Consider the following 14,630-nt stretch of genomic DNA (forward strand, 5'->3'; position numbering starts at 1 on the left):
CGATGCGCGCACATGAAAACGCCCGGCACAAGGCCGGGCGTTCGTGTTTCCAGGTTCAGCCCGACGCTTACGCCGCCGTCGAAGCCCGCAGCGCGGCAATACGCTCTTCCAGCGGCGGGTGGCTCATGAACAGCTTCTTCGCGGTCGAACCGGCAATACCGAAGGCGGCGATCTGCGTCGGCAGCGTGCTCTGGCCGTGGTTGAGCTGCAGGCGCTCCAGCGCCGAGATCATCTTCTGGCGGCCCGCCAGCGAGGCACCACCGGCATCGGCGCGGAACTCACGGTGGCGCGAGAACCACATCGAGATCATGGTGGCGAACAGGCCGAACACCATCTCCAGCACGAACACGATGATGTAGTAGGCGAAGCCGCGGCCGCCGCCTTCGCGGTTGCCCGACAGCGCACTGTCGATGATGCCGCCGACCACGCGGGCCAGCACGATCACGAAAGTATTCAGCACGCCCTGCAGCAGCGCCATGGTGATCATGTCACCGTTGGCGACGTGGGCGATCTCGTGGCCCAGCACCGCTTCGGCCTCGTCTTCGCTCATGTTGTGCAGCAGGCCGGTGGACACCGCCACCAGCGCGTTGTTGCGGTTGGCGCCAGTGGCGAAGGCATTGATCTCCGGGCCTTCGTACACGGCCACTTCGGGCATGCCGATGCCGGCCGCCTTGGCCTGGCGCTCGACGGTGGCCAGCAGCCAGCGCTCGGTCTGGTTGCGCGGCTCGGTGATCACCACCGCACCGGTGGAGCGCTTGGCCATCCACTTGGACAGCAGCAGCGAGATGAAGGAGCCACCAAAACCGAAGATCGCAGCCATGACCAGCAGGCCACTCATCTGGTTTGAGTTGACCCCCAGCAGCGACATTACGATGCTGGCCAGGATCAGGACCGCGAGATTGGTCGCCAGGAACAGGGCTATACGGGTGAACATGGGAAATTCCGGCTCGGAAGGGGTCGATATCGATCAATTTGCGGTGCGGTCAGCTTGAATTCAAGCGCCAACCTGACCGACGATTCAGCCTGCATGATCGCCAACGTTCCCTGCGGCCGCTTCGCGCCCTCGCCGACCGGCCTGCTCCACCCCGGATCCCTGCTCGCCGCCTTCGGCAGCTGGCTGCTCGCGCGCCATCACGGCGGAGTGTGGCGGCTGCGCATCGAAGACGTCGATCCACCGCGCACCGTGCCCGGTGCCGCCGAGTCACAACTGCAGGCACTGGCCGCGTTCGGCCTGGTCCACGATGGCCCGATCCTGTGGCAGAGCACCCGCGGCGAGGCCTACCAGGCTGCGCTGGATGTGCTGCTCGCCAGCGGCCAGGCCTTCGTCTGTCACTGCAGCCGCAGCGACCTGGCCACCAGCGGCGGCATCCATCATCGCTGCGTCGCCCGGCAACCGCGACCGGACCCCGCCGTCCGCTTCCGCGTGCCCTCGGGCAGCATCGTGCACTTCGATGATGGCCTGCGCGGCCCGCAGCTGCAGGACGTGCACGCCGAGGTCGGCGACTTCGTGCTGCGTCGTGCCGATGGCTGCTGGGCCTACCAGCTGGCGGTGGTGGTGGATGACGCCGCGCAGGGGGTGACCGAAGTAGTGCGCGGCGCCGATCTGCTCGACTCCACCGCGCGGCAGATCCTGCTGCAGCAGGCATTGGGGCTAACGGTGCCGCGCTACTGGCACCTGCCGCTGCTGCTGGATGCGCCGGGCCACAAACTGTCAAAGTCGCTGGCGGCGCTGCCGGTGGACAGTTCGCGCCCGCTGCCAGTGCTGCGCCAGCTCTGGCAGTTGCTCGGCCAGGCACCCGAGGCGCTGGAACCTGCGCACGATCTGGACGCGCTGCTGGCCGCCGCACAACAGGCCTTCAACCCCGCCCGGCTCCCACGCGCTGACATCCTGATTGGAGCGGGCCTGCCGCCCGCCGGCGCACTTTCCGCGCCGATGTTGCAGAATCCCCTTTCCCCCACCTGATTCCCGGACAGCATTCCATGACATCTCGCGTCGCACTGGTCACCGGCGGAACCGGCGGCATCGGTACCGCCATCTGCCAACGCCTGGCCGACCAGGGCCACCGGGTCGCCACCAATTACCGCGACGAAGCCAAGGCCCGTGCCTGGCTGCAGTCGATGACCGAACGCGGCTACAACGTGTCGATCTTCCCGGGCGATGTCTCCGATCCGGACAGCGCCGAAGCCCTGATCCGCGCCGTCGAGGCCGAGCTGGGCCCGGTCGAGATCCTGGTCAACAACGCCGGCATCACCCGCGACACGACATTCCATCGCATGCGCGCGGACCAGTGGCACGATGTCATCAACACCAACCTCAACTCGGTGTTCAACGTCACCCGCCCGGTCATCGAGGGCATGCGTCGGCGCGGCTGGGGCCGGGTCATCCAGATCAGCTCGATCAACGGCCTGAAGGGCCAGTACGGCCAGGCCAACTACGCGGCGGCCAAGGCCGGCATGCACGGCTTCACCATCTCGCTGGCGCGCGAGAACGCAGGCTTCGGCATCACCGTCAACACCATTTCGCCCGGCTACGTCGCCACCGACATGGTGATGGCCGTGCCCGAGGAAGTGCGCGCCAAGATCATCGCCGACATCCCCACCGGGCGCCTGGGCAAGCCGGAAGAAATCGCCTACGGCGTGTCCTTCCTGGTGGCCGAAGAGGCCTCGTGGATCACCGGCAGCAACCTGGACATCAACGGCGGCCACCATATGGGTTGGTGAGCCGCGCAGCGCACCGCGGCAGTATCCGCTGGCGGCCCCTGCCGAGAGTCATGCTGCGCAGCACGCAAACCCTTGTTGCGCAACATGATCGCCCCTGAAAGCCAAGCCTGGCGGGGGCTGAGGCGGTTGCAACGGCTGCTGCACTGCGCCATGCTGCGCGTCTACTGTGACGAGTACCGCTTCATGGCTGCGACCCGCATCATCAAGAAGTATCCGAACCGCCGTCTCTACGACACCGAGATCTCCAGCTACATCACCATAGAGGATGTGCGCCAGCTCATTCTCGACGGCGAAGACTTCGAAGTCCGCGACGCCAAGAGTGGCGACGACCTCACGCGATCGGTCCTGCTGCAGATCATCGCCGACCAGGAACAGGACGGCGAGCCGATGCTGTCCACCCAGCTGCTCAGCCAGCTGATCCGTTTCTACGGCGATTCCCTGCAGGGTTTCATGGGCAATTACCTGGAGCGCAGCATGCAGGTCTTCCTCGACCAGCAGCAGCAGTTCCGCCAGCAGATGGGCAACCTGCTGGGCCAGACCCCCTGGGCGATGATGAACCAGCTGACCGAGCGCAACCTGGAGTTGTGGCAGGAATTCCAGCGCAACATGGGCACCGGTTTCGGCGGCCCGCGCCCGGGCGGTACCGGAACGGGAACGGGCACCGGCACTGGTACCGGCAACAAGCCGAACGAACCGGGCACCGGCACCGGCGGCAAGACCCGCCGCTGAGCTGCGGCATCGGCTGATACGAAAACGGCGCGCCCCTGGCGCGCCGTTTTGTTTGGCATCGTGCCAACGATACGTCAGCGTTTCGCCTTGCACCCCGTGCATACGCGCTCGACCTTGTAGCCCTTCGCCTTCAGCTTCTCGACCACGCCGTCGTTGCCCAGCAGGTGCAGCGTACCGACCACCACCAGCGTGCCGCCCTGCCCGGCCTGCAGGTACGGCAGCAGCTTCGGCACCCAGGCGTCATTACGGCCGGTGTTGATGCGCTGGTACAGCTGCGGATACTGCTGGCGCATTTCCGCCGCCATCCGGCTCCACAGCACGCGCTCATCACCGCGGCGCCACGCGTCGTGCAGCTGACGCGCCTGCTCGTCGCCCTTGCCGGCCTGGTCCAGGGCTTCGGACAACATCTGCCGCTGTTCCTGCACCGTCATGCCATCCAGCATGCCAATCTGGGTGTCGATGTCTTCCAGGCCGGCGGTCTTGCGGCCGGTCTTCTGTGCGCGTTCCATGAAGTGGCGATCCAGGCCCAGCGCCGGGTCCAGCCCCATCTTCTGCATCTGCCCGACTGAAATGCTCAGGCCGACGAACCACGGCTTCATGCCCTGCATCTGTGCCAGCGGCAGCTTGTTCTCGGCAGCGAACGCCTGCAGCTTCTGCCAGGTGGCGGCATCAAGATCGCGCTTGAGCTCGCTGCCATCGGTGCGCACCGCGGCCTGCACCATGCGGCTGGCCAGCTGCGGCGACTGCATGTCTTCCGGCGAAAGCTCGAACACGACCCGCTGCGAGGCCTCGAACGCCTGTTCGACATCGGGCGACAACGGGTAGTCCTGCGGCTTCAGCAGATGGAAGGAGCCGAGCAGGTAGAGGCGCGAGTCGCCCGGGCCGGTCACTTTCCACAGCAACGGCACCGGCGGCTTGGCGGCAGCAACAGCACCTTCAACCGCTGGCGCATTGCGCGCCGACACCAGCGGCGTGATCGCAAGGGCCGTCAGCAGCAGCGTGGCACGGAACAGATGTTTGATCGGCATGGTCAGCCGTCTCCTTCAGGCAGGTGGTAGGCCTTCTCGCCCGCTTCCACACGCAGGTCGAGCCGGTTTTCCGGCGGCGCCAGCGGACAGGTCGCATAGGCGGTGAACGCACACGGCGGGTTGTAGGCGTGATTGAAATCGATGCGTACCGCGCCGTCGGCGCTGGGCGCATCAGTGTCCAGGTAGCGGCCGGCCGGGTAGCTGCCGCGGCCGCTGGTGCGGTCGGCGAAGATCAGGAACAGCGGCTGCCCGGCGGCACCAATCGCCTCCAGCCGCCATACGCGCCCATCGCGTTCGAATTCAACCGCGCCGGCATTGGGCATCTCGGTGGTCAGGCCGGTGATGTCGACGATCGGCAGGGTCTTGCCCGGCGGGTGCGCGATGAAGCGCGCCTGCACCTGCCAGCCCGGACCACCGGGCCAGTACTCCAGGCCGGCGAAATCGCGGCGTGCCGGCGCATCGGCGTGCTTGACCCGCAGCGCATCGCGCGGACCGCGGCGGATGATGCCCAGCTGCCCCTTGCCACCATCGAAGGCCAGCAGGGTCGGCTGCGGATCCTTGTCTGTGTCGATGCGGATGCGGCCGCGTACTGGCTGGCCATCATGACTGACATCGACACCGGCTTCAGGGGTGAACCACCATTGGCTGCCTTCGCGGCGCAGCAGGCCCAGCTTGTCCGGGCCGACTGTCAGACGGATGCCATTGGTAGCGCCGCTGCCGACGAAGTGGGATCTGTTCTGCAGCCAGTGCAGGCCCACCAGGGCCGTCCAGCCATCGGGCCGGGTCAGGTCCTGATAACGCGCTACGCGCCACTGCTGCTGCGCGGCGGCATAGGCAGGATCTTCAGCAACGGCCGGTACCGGCGGCGTCGCCGGGCTGCAGGCGGCCAACAACAAGGCGGCCAGCAGGCCGCCCATTCCCCGATAACGCATCGATGCTCCCCTCAACGTCCGCGCAGGAACCAGCGGTCGATCTCCGCCAGCGAAAAACGGGCCCAGGTCGGTCGGCCGTGGTTGCACTGGCCGGACCGCTCGGTGATTTCCATGTCGCGCAGCAGCGCGTTCATTTCCGGCACGGTCAACCGCCGGTTGGCACGCACCGCACCGTGGCAGGCCATCGTCGACAGCAGCTCGTCACGTGCCGTTGCCACGCGGCGGCTCTGGCCATGCTCACGCAGGTCGGTCAGTACGTCGCGCAGCAGGCCTTCCGGTTCGGCGTGTGCCAGCAGTGCCGGGATACTGCGCACATGCAGTGAGCCGGGGCCAGCGCGGGTCACCTCGAAGCCGAGTGCGGCCAGTGTCTCAGCCTCGCTCTCGGCGGTATCGGCCTCGCGCTCGCCCACCGCCAGCGTGATCGGCACCAGCATCGGCTGTGACTGCAGGCCGATGCCATCGTGCGCGTTCTTCAGCCGCTCGTAGCCGATGCGCTCGTGCGCCGCATGCATGTCGACCACGATCAGGCCTTCCGCATTCTCGGCCAGGATGTAGATGCCGTGCAGCTGCGCGATCGCATAGCCCAGTGGCGGCACGCCAGCGTCGGCGCTGGTGACCGGCAGTCCGTTCTCGGTGGGCATCGGTGGCAGCGCGGCACCACGTTCGGCGCCACCCGGTGCGGCATACAGCGCGGCATAGGCCGCCGGTGCATCAGCCACCTGCAGGCCCAACGGCTGCTGCGGGCGCCACCCCGACAATCCACCGCCGCCACCACTCGAACCAGCACCCGGCGCAGCACCGCGCACCAGTCCGAAACCGGAGGCACCCGCGCTCGATGCCATCGATGCCGTGGCCGCATCCACCGGATGCACGGCGCCAGCACCGATCTCCTGCGCCGACATGCCGGCACGGGTATCGGCCAGCGCATCCTTCAGCGTGCGGTAGACGAAGTCATGGACCAGGCGCGAATCACGGAAACGCACTTCATGCTTGGCCGGATGCACATTGACGTCGACACGGGTCGGATCCAGCTCAAGGAACAGCACATAAGCCGGTTGACGGCCGTGGTACAGCACGTCGCCGTAGGCCATCTTCACCGCGTGGGCGACGCTGCGGTCGCGCACCGAACGGCCGTTGACGTACAGGTACTGCTGGTCGGCGCTGGCCCGCGAATAATGGGGCTGCGCGATCCAGCCGTGCAGGCGCAGCCCGGCACCGCTGTGATCCACGCGCACAGCCTGGCTGGCGAAGTCCTCGCCCAGTGTTTCAGCCAATCGTGTATCGGAGTACAGATCGCCCGGCTTGTAACGGCGTGACGCCTTGCCATTGTGCGACACCCGCAGCTCGACATCCGGCCGCGCCAGTGCCAGCGAACGCAGCCACTCTTCGATATGGCCCAGCTCGGTGCGCTCGGCGCGCAGGAACTTGCGCCGTGCCGGCACGTTGTAGAACAGCTCGCGCACTTCCACCGTGGTGCCCGGCGCATGCGCACGCGGGGTCACCTCGCCGATCTTGCCGCCTTCGATCTGCAGCGCCGAGCCATGCTCGTCATGGGCGCGACGCGAGGACAGGGTGAAGCGGCTGACCGAGGCGATCGACGGCAGTGCTTCGCCGCGGAAGCCCAGCGTGGCCACCGATTCGAGGTCGTCCAGATCGGCGATCTTGCTGGTGGCATGCCGCGATACCGCCAGTGGCAACTGCTCGGGCGCGATGCCACTGCCGTTGTCGCGGATGCGGATCAGGCGTACACCGCCCTCTTCAAGATCGATATCAACGCGGCTGGCGCCGGCATCGATCGCGTTCTCGACCAGTTCCTTGACCACCGACGCTGGCCGTTCGACCACTTCGCCGGCAGCGATCTGGTTGATCAGGATGTCCGGCAATGGCCGGATCGGGCGCGGACCGGGCGCGCTCATGGGACGGAGTGGGCAGCAGACTTCATGGGGCGATGATAGCGGAGCCGCACGTCCGCCGGGCATGGCCCGGCGCTACCCTATGCAATGCGTACCACGGGTTACTTGCTGCCGCCGGCCATCGTGCCGGCAGCATCGATCTCGGCCTGGGCGCGGGCGGCATACAGCGTGCCCGGCGGCGGCTGGCGGCTGAAGAAGGTATGCACGCCGTCCAGCACGGCACCGGCGATCTTGCGCTGGTAGGCCGGATCGATCAGGCGACGCTCTTCATCCGGGTTGGAGATGAACGCGGTTTCCACCAGCATCGCCGGCATGTCCGAAGTGCGCAGCACCGCGAAGTTGGCGCGCTCGATGTTCGGCTTGTGGTTGTTGCCGATCCGCTTCAGACCACCCAGCACGTGGCCAGCCGCATCCTCGGACGCCTTCATGTAGCCGCTCTGGGCCAGGTCCAGCAGCACGTTGGCCAAGGTGCCCTCGGTCTGCTGCAGGCGCACGCCACCGACCAGGTCAGCGGCGTTTTCCTTGTCCGCCAGCCAGCGGGCGCGCTGCGAAGAGGCGCCCTTGGTCGACAGCACATATACCGACGAACCGGTGGCCGAGCGGTTCTCGGCCGCGTCGGCGTGGATCGAAATGAAGATGTCGGCCTTGTTCGCACGCGCCTTCTGCGCGCGCATCGGCAGCGGAATGAACACATCGCTGTCGCGGGTCAGGTAGGCCTTCAGGCCCGGCGTCGCATTGACCTGGCGGGCCAGTTCACGCGCCACGGCCAGGGTCACATCCTTCTCGCGCTTGCCGGTCGGTCCGATTGCGCCCGGATCCTGGCCGCCGTGACCGGGATCGATCGCCACCACCAGATGACGCATGCCAGCCTGCATGCGGATGCGCGATGCATCGCTGGGCATGACCGGGCGCGGCGGCACAACCGTCGTCTGTACCGGTGCCGGTGCGGGGGCCGCCGGTGGCGGGTTGGTCACTACCGCAGCCGTGCGCTGGCCAGCGAGGATCGCAGCCGGCGAGGATGAAGGCGTGCTGCTGGCGGTGGTACCGGCGGCAGCGACCTGGGCCGGTGCTGTGGACGGTGCCGGCGTCGGCGTAGCCGGTGCGGCAGCCGCCGCACTGGCCTGCTGTTGCACCTGTGCCGTCAGCAGTGCAGTGGCACGCGCGGCGTCGGAACGCGACTGCATGCTTTCCGCCGGCGTCGGCGTCGGCGCCGGTGCGGCGGCCGGTGCTGGCGGTGCAACGGTCGGCGTTGCCGCCGGGCGGCTGGCGGCCACGGCCGGGCCATCACCCGGCCATTCGATCACCAGCTTGGATTCATTGCCCTCGCGCTGCATCTGCGGGCGGAACGGTGCCACGGATTCAGCAAGGTCGAAAACGACACGGAAAGTGCCTGGTACCGGCTGTCCAGTGCGCACGGCCGTGACCACACCCTGCGCCGCCGGCATCTTCAGGTTGCGAATGGCGCTGGAATCCGGGAAATCCACTACCAGCCGGTTCGGACCCGCCAACGACAAGGTCTTGTAGCCACCGCTGCCCACCAGCGAGATCTCGGCACGGGTGCCGGTGGCACCCGTATTCAGCAGGACCTGGCGGACTTCGCCGGCCCACGCACTGACGCTCGCCAGACTCAGTCCGACGGCGGCACAGATGGCAATGAGACGGTTCCCCGGGCGCATGGCTCAGGATTCAATCACCGCGCTGAACGGAATGCAACACCTTTTTCCTTAATAATCCGTAACCTGCCGGTGTTTGTTCTCGTCAGCCGACAGAAATGACCTGCAAGTCGCCTCCATCAGGAAGCCGTTCCAGCCATTCATGTCCTGCATCGCTGACCCCAGTGAGACGAACGCGCCGCCCTTGCCCCTCGATTTCCAGGGCAACCACCAGGTCAGTGGGTGGCAGCGCGCCGGCACCCCGCTCGGGCCATTCGACCAGCCACAGCACCGCACTACCCTCGTCCAGGCCGAGAAAATCCAGTTCACCGGCCTGACCGATGCGATACAGGTCCAGGTGCCACGCCTCGCCACCACTGGCCAGCGGATAGCGCTCGACCAGGGTATAGGTCGGGCTGCGGATCGCCCCCTGTACGCCCAGCGCGCGCAGCAATGCGCGGGCGGTGGTGGACTTGCCGGCACCCAGGTCGCCGCGCAGTTCGATCAGTGCCTGCGGCGGCCGGGTCGCCGCCAGCCACTGCCCGAGCAGTTCGGTGGCATCGCTGTCGGCAAGGAAGAAATCAGTCATGGAGAAAGTTCCGGGTTGGCCAGTCGCCGCAAGGGCGCCAGCAGATCTGTAGGAAGCAGGCCGCGCATTCCATCGGCGGCAGCGACGTCGCCGGCGAGCGCATGCAGCAGCGCGCCAGCGGCGGCGGCTTCGAAAGCGGTCAGGCCTTGCGCGCGCAGGCTGGCGATGATGCCGGTCAGCAGGTCACCCATGCCACCAACGGCCATGCCGGGATTACCGGCGGCAATCAGTCGTGGCCGCTGCCCAGGCGCAGCGACGATGCTGCCGGCCCCTTTCAGCACCACCACCGCGTGGAAACGTTCGGCCAGCGCCTGTGCACAGGTGTAGCGGTCAGCCTGGATGTCAGACGTGCTGCAGCCGAGCAGGCGCGCGGCCTCGCCCGGATGCGGAGTGAGGATGGCGTCCGGCAGCGCACGCGGATCCTGCGCCAGCAGGTTCAGGGCATCGGCGTCGACCACCAGCGGCCTGGCACTGGCCAGCACCCGCATAAACAGCGCGCGTGCCCACTCGTCCTGGCCCAGGCCGGGGCCGATCGCCACCACTTTGGCCTTGTCCAGCAGTGCCGGCAGCACATCGCCATCTTCCAGCGCGTGGGTCATCGCCTCCGGCAGGCGCGCCAGCATCGGGCCGACATGGTCGCGGCGGGTGCCGAGGCTGATCAGGCCCGCGCCCGCCCGCAGCGCCGCTTCGGCTGCCATTGCGATGGCGCCGCCGCTGCCGTGGTTGCCGCCCACGCACAGCACGTGCCCGGATTCGCCCTTGTGGGTATTGGCGCGGCGCGGCGGCAGCAGGGCCGGCAAGCGAGCCTGGGTCCAGTGCTCTGCGGCGGGTGACACGCCCTGCCATGCGGCCGCAGGCAGCTGCAGCGGCGCCAGCGCCTTCCGCCCGCAATGATCCAGCGCATCGCCGGTATACAGCCCGCGATGCGGCACGATGAACTGCAGGGTCAAAGCGGCCTTCACCGCCACGCCCGGTACGGCACCGCGATCGGCATCGACGCCACTGGGGACGTCCAGCGCCAATACCGGTGCCGCCTGCGCGTTGAGCGCGACAATCAGCGCCTGCGCCACGCCTTCCGGCGCGCGATCGAAGCCCAGACCGAACAGGGCATCAACCCAGATATCGGCCTCGGGCAGCACGCCGTCGAAATCGGTGATGGTGCCGCCGTCGGACTTGAATTCCGATGCTGCACGCTGTGCCAGCACGGTTGACGGCGACTTCCCCGGCAAGGCGATCACCATCACCTCGCGCCCGGCCTGCAGCGCGTGACGGGCCAGCACATGGCCATCGCCGCCGTTGTTGCCCGCACCGACCACCACGCCGATCCGCTGTGCCTGCGGCCAATGCTGGAGCAGGCGCTGCCAGGCGGCCTGGCCGGCCTGCGCCATCAGGCCCCAACCGCCCTCGGCGGCCAGCACCGAGGCCTGCGCATCGAGCGCACGCGCGGCAGCGGAATCGAAAAGATCGGCAAGGTTGGCCATGCAGGGATTTTATACTGGTGCACATGTTCCCCGCCCCCACCCCTGTCGATCCGGCCCAGGCCGTGCAGCGCATCCGCGAGCTGGCCCGTGCACATGGCTTCCAGCGCTGCGGCATCGCCGGCATCGAGCTGGGCGAGGATGAAGCACACCTGGCCGACTGGTTGGGCCAGGGCCTGTACGGCACGATGGACTGGATGGCGCGCCACGGCACCCTGCGCGCACGCCCGGCCGAACTGCTGCCCGGCACCGTACGGGTGATCTCGGTAGGCATGGACTACAGCCACAAGGACGACACCGAAGCCTGGGCGACCCTGGCCGACCCGGGCCGCGCCTACGTGGCCCGTTACGCCCTGGGCCGCGACTACCACAAGCTGATGCGCAACCGCCTGCAGAAGCTGGCCACGCAGATCAACGACGAAGTAGCGCCACTGGGCTACCGCGTGTTCGTCGATTCCGCCCCCGTGCTGGAACGCGCACTGGCCCGCAACGCTGGGCTCGGCTGGATCGGCAAGCACACCTGCCTGATAGACCGCCATGGCGGTTCCTGGTTCTTCATCGGCGAGATCTACATCGACATCCCGTTGCCGATCGATGCGCCGGCCACTGCGCACTGCGGCACGTGTACGCGCTGTATCGATGTCTGCCCGACCCAGGCCATTACCGGCCCCCAGCGGCTGGACGCGCGGCGCTGTATTTCCTACCTGACCATCGAGCACGACGGTGCCATCCCTGAAGAGATGCGCCCGTTGATCGGCAACCGCATCTACGGCTGCGACGACTGCCAGCTGGTCTGCCCCTGGAACAAGTTCGCCAAGCGCACCGACGAAGCCGATTTCCGCGCGCGCAACAACCTCGATACCGCGCGCCTGGACCAGCTGTTCGCCTGGGATGAAGCCGAGTTCCTGCGCCGTACCGAAGGCAGTCCGATCCGGCGCAGCGGCCATGAGCGCTGGCTGCGCAACATCGCCGTGGCGCTGGGCAATGCACCGTCCTCGGCCGAAGCGTTGGCCGCGTTGCAGACCCGCGTCGGCGATCCCTCGCCGCTGGTGCGCGAGCACGTGCAGTGGGCGCTGGGCCAGCACACGGCGCGCTGACGTGCGATCCTGAGCCCCCGTTCCGCCCGCAGCACGCCGTTCCCATGCAGCCACGCAACAACGACATCCTCACCCCCAGCCAGCTCAACACCCTGGCCCGAGACCTGCTGGAAGGCAGCTTCCCGGCGATCTGGGTCGAGGCCGAGCTGGGCAGCGTGGCGCGTCCTTCCTCCGGGCACCTCTATTTCACCCTGAAGGACGCGCGCGCGCAGTTGCGTGCGGCGATGTTCCGGATGAAGGCGCAGTACCTGAAGTTCGTGCCGCGCGAAGGCATGCGCGTGCTGGTGCGTGGCAAGGTGACCCTGTACGACGCCCGTGGCGAGTACCAGATGGTGCTGGACCACATGGAAGAAGCCGGCGAAGGTGCGCTGCGCCGCGCCTTCGAGGAGCTGAAGGCACGCCTGGAGGCAGAAGGCCTGTTCGACCCGGCGCGCAAGCGGCCGATGCCGGTGCATGTGCAGCGCCTGGCGGTGATTACCTCGCCCACGGGTGCTGCCGTGCGCGACGTACTGAGCGTGCTTGGCCGCCGCTTCCCGCTGCTGGAAGTGGACCTGCTGCCGACCCTGGTACAGGGCAGCAGCGCTGCCGCGCAGATCACCCGGCTGCTGCAGGCCGCCGATGCCAGCGGCCGCTACGACGTGATCCTGTTGACGCGCGGTGGCGGGTCACTGGAAGACCTGTGGGCGTTCAACGATGAAGCACTGGCCCGTGCGATCGCTGCCAGCGGCACCCCGGTGGTGTCGGCGGTGGGTCATGAGACCGACTTCAGCCTGAGCGACTTTGCCGCCGATCTGCGCGCGCCGACGCCATCAGTGGCCGCCGAACTACTGGTTCCGGACCAGCGCGAACTGGCCCTGCGCCTGCGCCGCACGGCGGCGCGCATGGTGCAGCTGCAACGGCATGCGATGCAGCAGGCCATGCAGCGAGCCGACCGGGCCCTGCTGCGTCTGAACGCGCAGAGCCCGCAGGCCCGGCTGGACCTGCTGCGCCGTCGCCAGCTGGATCTGGGCCGTCGCCTGCATGCCGCCTTCAACCAGCAGCGGGAACGCCGTGCCGCACGCTTGCGCCATGCAGCCGCGGTACTGCGCGGTCACCATCCGCAGCGCCAGCTCGACGCGATGCAGCGCCGACTGGCTGCCCTGCGTGGGCGGCCGCAGGCGGCGATGCAGCGCCGACTGGACCGCGATGCGCTGCGCCTGCGCGGGCTGGCGCGTTCACTGGAAGCGGTCAGCCCGCTGGCGACCGTGGCCCGTGGCTACAGCATCCTTACCCGCAGTGACGATGGCACGCTGGTTCGCCAGATCGATCAGGTACAGCCCGGTGACGCACTGCAGGCCCGCGTTGGCGATGGCGTGATCGACGTGCAGGTCAAGTAGAGGGTTGTTCGGCAGGCTGCGCCCAGTTTCCCGCTGGCCAGTAGATCCACGCCATGCGTGGACGAATCTCCATCGAAATCGAATACTTCGAACTGAGATCGAAAAACATCCACGCATGGCGTGGATCTACTGCAGATCGCGGAGATCTGTCGAAGGCGGGGTGCAGCCTGCCGAACAACCCTACTTTGCCTGCTCGCAGAACGTCTGCCGGTACTCGAGGGCCTTCGGCATCAGCGCCTGCAGGTTCTGGATGCGGGTGCCCGGATTGGGGTGGGTCGAGGAAAACTCCGGCGGCGACTGGCCACCGCTGGCCTGGCCCATGCGTTGCCACAGCGGCACTGCCTCGCGCGGATCGAAGCAGGCCGCCGCCGCCAGCATCAGCCCCACTTCGTCAGCCTGGGTCTCGTGGCTGCGCGCGTACGGCAGCAGGTAGCCGTAGCCCATCGCCGACATCATCATCTGTTGCTGCTGCGCGTCCATGCCGCTGGCCGCGCCGGCCACCTGCCCGATCTGGGTCAGCTTCTGCTGGGCCATGCGCTGTGCACCATGCCGCAACAGCGCATGGGCGATTTCATGGCCCATCACCACCGCCATCGCATCGCGAGTGCGCGCCACCGGCACCAGGCCCGTGTAGACCGCCATCTTGCCGCCCGGCAGGCAGAACGCATTGGCCTGCTCGGAGGGAATCACGTTCACTTCCCACTGGAAATCCCGCGCGAAATGCGCCGGCTGCACGCCATGCTCCTGCGCCAGCGCGGTCTCCACCACTTCGACCTTGGCGATCAGCCGCTGGGCGATGTCACGCACATCGCGCGCGATCGGCGCATTCGGGTCCATCGGCCGTTCCTGCGACAGGATCTGCTGGTAGGCCTGCAGCCCCAGCGCGGTCTCCTGGCGCGCATCCAGGCTGCTGTCGATCATCACCTTCTCGCCGGTGTAGGGATCGACCGTTCGATTGGAAAACCAGTAGAACGCGGCGTAGCCGGCGGCCAGCAGCAGCACCCACCAACGGATGTTGCCGAACAGGCCGCGCCGCTGCGGGCCCTGCGGCGAGCGGGAAAAGGGATCGTTGCTCATTGGGAGATCTTCCAGCAGCCCCGCCGGCCGGCGGGTAC

13 protein-coding genes are annotated in these 14,630 nt (G+C 67.7%); 5 read left to right on the forward strand and 8 right to left on the reverse strand.

Annotation, left to right across the window (positions count from 1 at the left end):
- Nucleotides 1-67: 67 nt before the first annotated feature.
- On the reverse strand, nt 68-934 hold the full coding sequence (gene htpX / locus ABR323_RS15365; protein WP_439449932.1) for a protease HtpX: 867 nt from the start codon (nt 932-934) through the stop codon (nt 68-70).
- A gap of 93 nt (nt 935-1,027) precedes the next feature.
- On the opposite strand from htpX, the gene gluQRS reads away from it, so the two are divergent.
- The 3 genes from gluQRS to phaR all read left to right on the forward strand — a co-directional run bounded on the left by gluQRS (nt 1,028) and on the right by phaR (nt 3,450).
- Complete coding sequence (gene gluQRS, locus ABR323_RS15370) at nt 1,028-1,963, forward strand: tRNA glutamyl-Q(34) synthetase GluQRS (RefSeq protein WP_439449933.1); 936 nt, start codon at nt 1,028-1,030, stop codon at nt 1,961-1,963.
- 17 nt (nt 1,964-1,980) lie between these two features.
- The gene (locus ABR323_RS15375; RefSeq protein WP_439449934.1) at nt 1,981-2,721 is read left to right on the forward strand and encodes a beta-ketoacyl-ACP reductase; all 741 of its coding nucleotides are present in this window, start codon (nt 1,981-1,983) and stop codon (nt 2,719-2,721) included.
- A 183-nt stretch (nt 2,722-2,904) separates the two neighbouring features.
- Nucleotides 2,905-3,450 carry a polyhydroxyalkanoate synthesis repressor PhaR gene (gene phaR / locus ABR323_RS15380; protein ID WP_439450015.1) on the forward strand — a complete coding sequence of 182 codons (546 nt, stop codon included), beginning with the start codon at nt 2,905-2,907 and terminating at the stop codon, nt 3,448-3,450.
- A gap of 74 nt (nt 3,451-3,524) precedes the next feature.
- Here the strand turns inward: phaR and ABR323_RS15385 are convergent, their stop codons facing one another.
- From ABR323_RS15385 to ABR323_RS15410, 6 genes are all read right to left on the reverse strand, one after another.
- Nucleotides 3,525-4,478, reverse strand: coding sequence for a TraB/GumN family protein (locus tag ABR323_RS15385; protein ID WP_439449935.1), 954 nt, complete (start codon nt 4,476-4,478; stop codon nt 3,525-3,527).
- Nucleotides 4,479-4,480: 2 nt separating this feature from the next.
- Nucleotides 4,481-5,410 (reverse strand): DUF1684 domain-containing protein, encoded by a 930-nt coding sequence (locus ABR323_RS15390; protein ID WP_439449936.1) that lies wholly within the window; start codon nt 5,408-5,410, stop codon nt 4,481-4,483.
- 11 nt (nt 5,411-5,421) lie between these two features.
- Entirely contained in the window at nt 5,422-7,326 is a 1,905-nt protein-coding gene (gene mutL, locus ABR323_RS15395) for a DNA mismatch repair endonuclease MutL (RefSeq protein WP_439449937.1), read from the reverse strand.
- 98 nt (nt 7,327-7,424) lie between these two features.
- On the reverse strand, nt 7,425-8,999 hold the full coding sequence (locus ABR323_RS15400; RefSeq protein WP_439449938.1) for an N-acetylmuramoyl-L-alanine amidase: 1,575 nt from the start codon (nt 8,997-8,999) through the stop codon (nt 7,425-7,427).
- A gap of 82 nt (nt 9,000-9,081) precedes the next feature.
- On the reverse strand, nt 9,082-9,564 hold the full coding sequence (gene tsaE, locus ABR323_RS15405) for a tRNA (adenosine(37)-N6)-threonylcarbamoyltransferase complex ATPase subunit type 1 TsaE (protein ID WP_439449939.1): 483 nt from the start codon (nt 9,562-9,564) through the stop codon (nt 9,082-9,084).
- Nucleotides 9,561-11,045, reverse strand: coding sequence for an NAD(P)H-hydrate dehydratase (locus ABR323_RS15410; protein ID WP_439449940.1), 1,485 nt, complete (start codon nt 11,043-11,045; stop codon nt 9,561-9,563). The genes tsaE and ABR323_RS15410 overlap by 4 nt, the downstream gene beginning before the upstream one ends.
- Nucleotides 11,046-11,068: 23 nt before the next feature.
- Here ABR323_RS15410 and queG point away from each other — a divergent pair, with 23 nt between their 5' ends.
- Nucleotides 11,069-12,139: a tRNA epoxyqueuosine(34) reductase QueG gene (queG, locus tag ABR323_RS15415; protein ID WP_439449941.1), complete on the forward strand. Its 1,071-nt coding sequence runs from the start codon at nt 11,069-11,071 to the stop codon at nt 12,137-12,139.
- A 44-nt stretch (nt 12,140-12,183) separates the two neighbouring features.
- Entirely contained in the window at nt 12,184-13,515 is a 1,332-nt protein-coding gene (gene xseA / locus ABR323_RS15420) for an exodeoxyribonuclease VII large subunit (RefSeq protein WP_439449942.1), read from the forward strand.
- 180 nt (nt 13,516-13,695) lie between these two features.
- Here the strand turns inward: xseA and ABR323_RS15425 are convergent, their stop codons facing one another.
- The gene (locus ABR323_RS15425; protein WP_439449943.1) at nt 13,696-14,592 is read right to left on the reverse strand and encodes a M48 family metallopeptidase; all 897 of its coding nucleotides are present in this window, start codon (nt 14,590-14,592) and stop codon (nt 13,696-13,698) included.
- Nucleotides 14,593-14,630: the final 38 nt, after the last annotated feature.

This window comes from Stenotrophomonas sp. ATs4, assembly GCF_051861585.1.
Taxonomy (GTDB): domain Bacteria; phylum Pseudomonadota; class Gammaproteobacteria; order Xanthomonadales; family Xanthomonadaceae; genus Stenotrophomonas; species Stenotrophomonas maltophilia_AS.

Bases quoted from the DNA above. Each gene is read 5' to 3' on its own strand.
- htpX (WP_439449932.1), bottom strand. From the start codon at position 934: ATGTTCACCCGTATAGCCCTGTTCCTGGCGACCAATCTCGCGGTCCTG.
- gluQRS (WP_439449933.1), top strand. From the start codon at position 1,028: ATGATCGCCAACGTTCCCTGCGGCCGCTTCGCGCCCTCGCCGACCGGC.
- ABR323_RS15375 (WP_439449934.1), top strand. From the start codon at position 1,981: ATGACATCTCGCGTCGCACTGGTCACCGGCGGAACCGGCGGCATCGGT.
- phaR (WP_439450015.1), top strand. From the start codon at position 2,905: ATGGCTGCGACCCGCATCATCAAGAAGTATCCGAACCGCCGTCTCTAC.
- ABR323_RS15385 (WP_439449935.1), bottom strand. From the start codon at position 4,478: ATGCCGATCAAACATCTGTTCCGTGCCACGCTGCTGCTGACGGCCCTT.
- ABR323_RS15390 (WP_439449936.1), bottom strand. From the start codon at position 5,410: ATGCGTTATCGGGGAATGGGCGGCCTGCTGGCCGCCTTGTTGTTGGCC.
- mutL (WP_439449937.1), bottom strand. From the start codon at position 7,326: ATGAGCGCGCCCGGTCCGCGCCCGATCCGGCCATTGCCGGACATCCTG.
- ABR323_RS15400 (WP_439449938.1), bottom strand. From the start codon at position 8,999: ATGCGCCCGGGGAACCGTCTCATTGCCATCTGTGCCGCCGTCGGACTG.
- tsaE (WP_439449939.1), bottom strand. From the start codon at position 9,564: ATGACTGATTTCTTCCTTGCCGACAGCGATGCCACCGAACTGCTCGGG.
- ABR323_RS15410 (WP_439449940.1), bottom strand. From the start codon at position 11,045: ATGGCCAACCTTGCCGATCTTTTCGATTCCGCTGCCGCGCGTGCGCTC.
- queG (WP_439449941.1), top strand. From the start codon at position 11,069: ATGTTCCCCGCCCCCACCCCTGTCGATCCGGCCCAGGCCGTGCAGCGC.
- xseA (WP_439449942.1), top strand. From the start codon at position 12,184: ATGCAGCCACGCAACAACGACATCCTCACCCCCAGCCAGCTCAACACC.
- ABR323_RS15425 (WP_439449943.1), bottom strand. From the start codon at position 14,592: ATGAGCAACGATCCCTTTTCCCGCTCGCCGCAGGGCCCGCAGCGGCGC.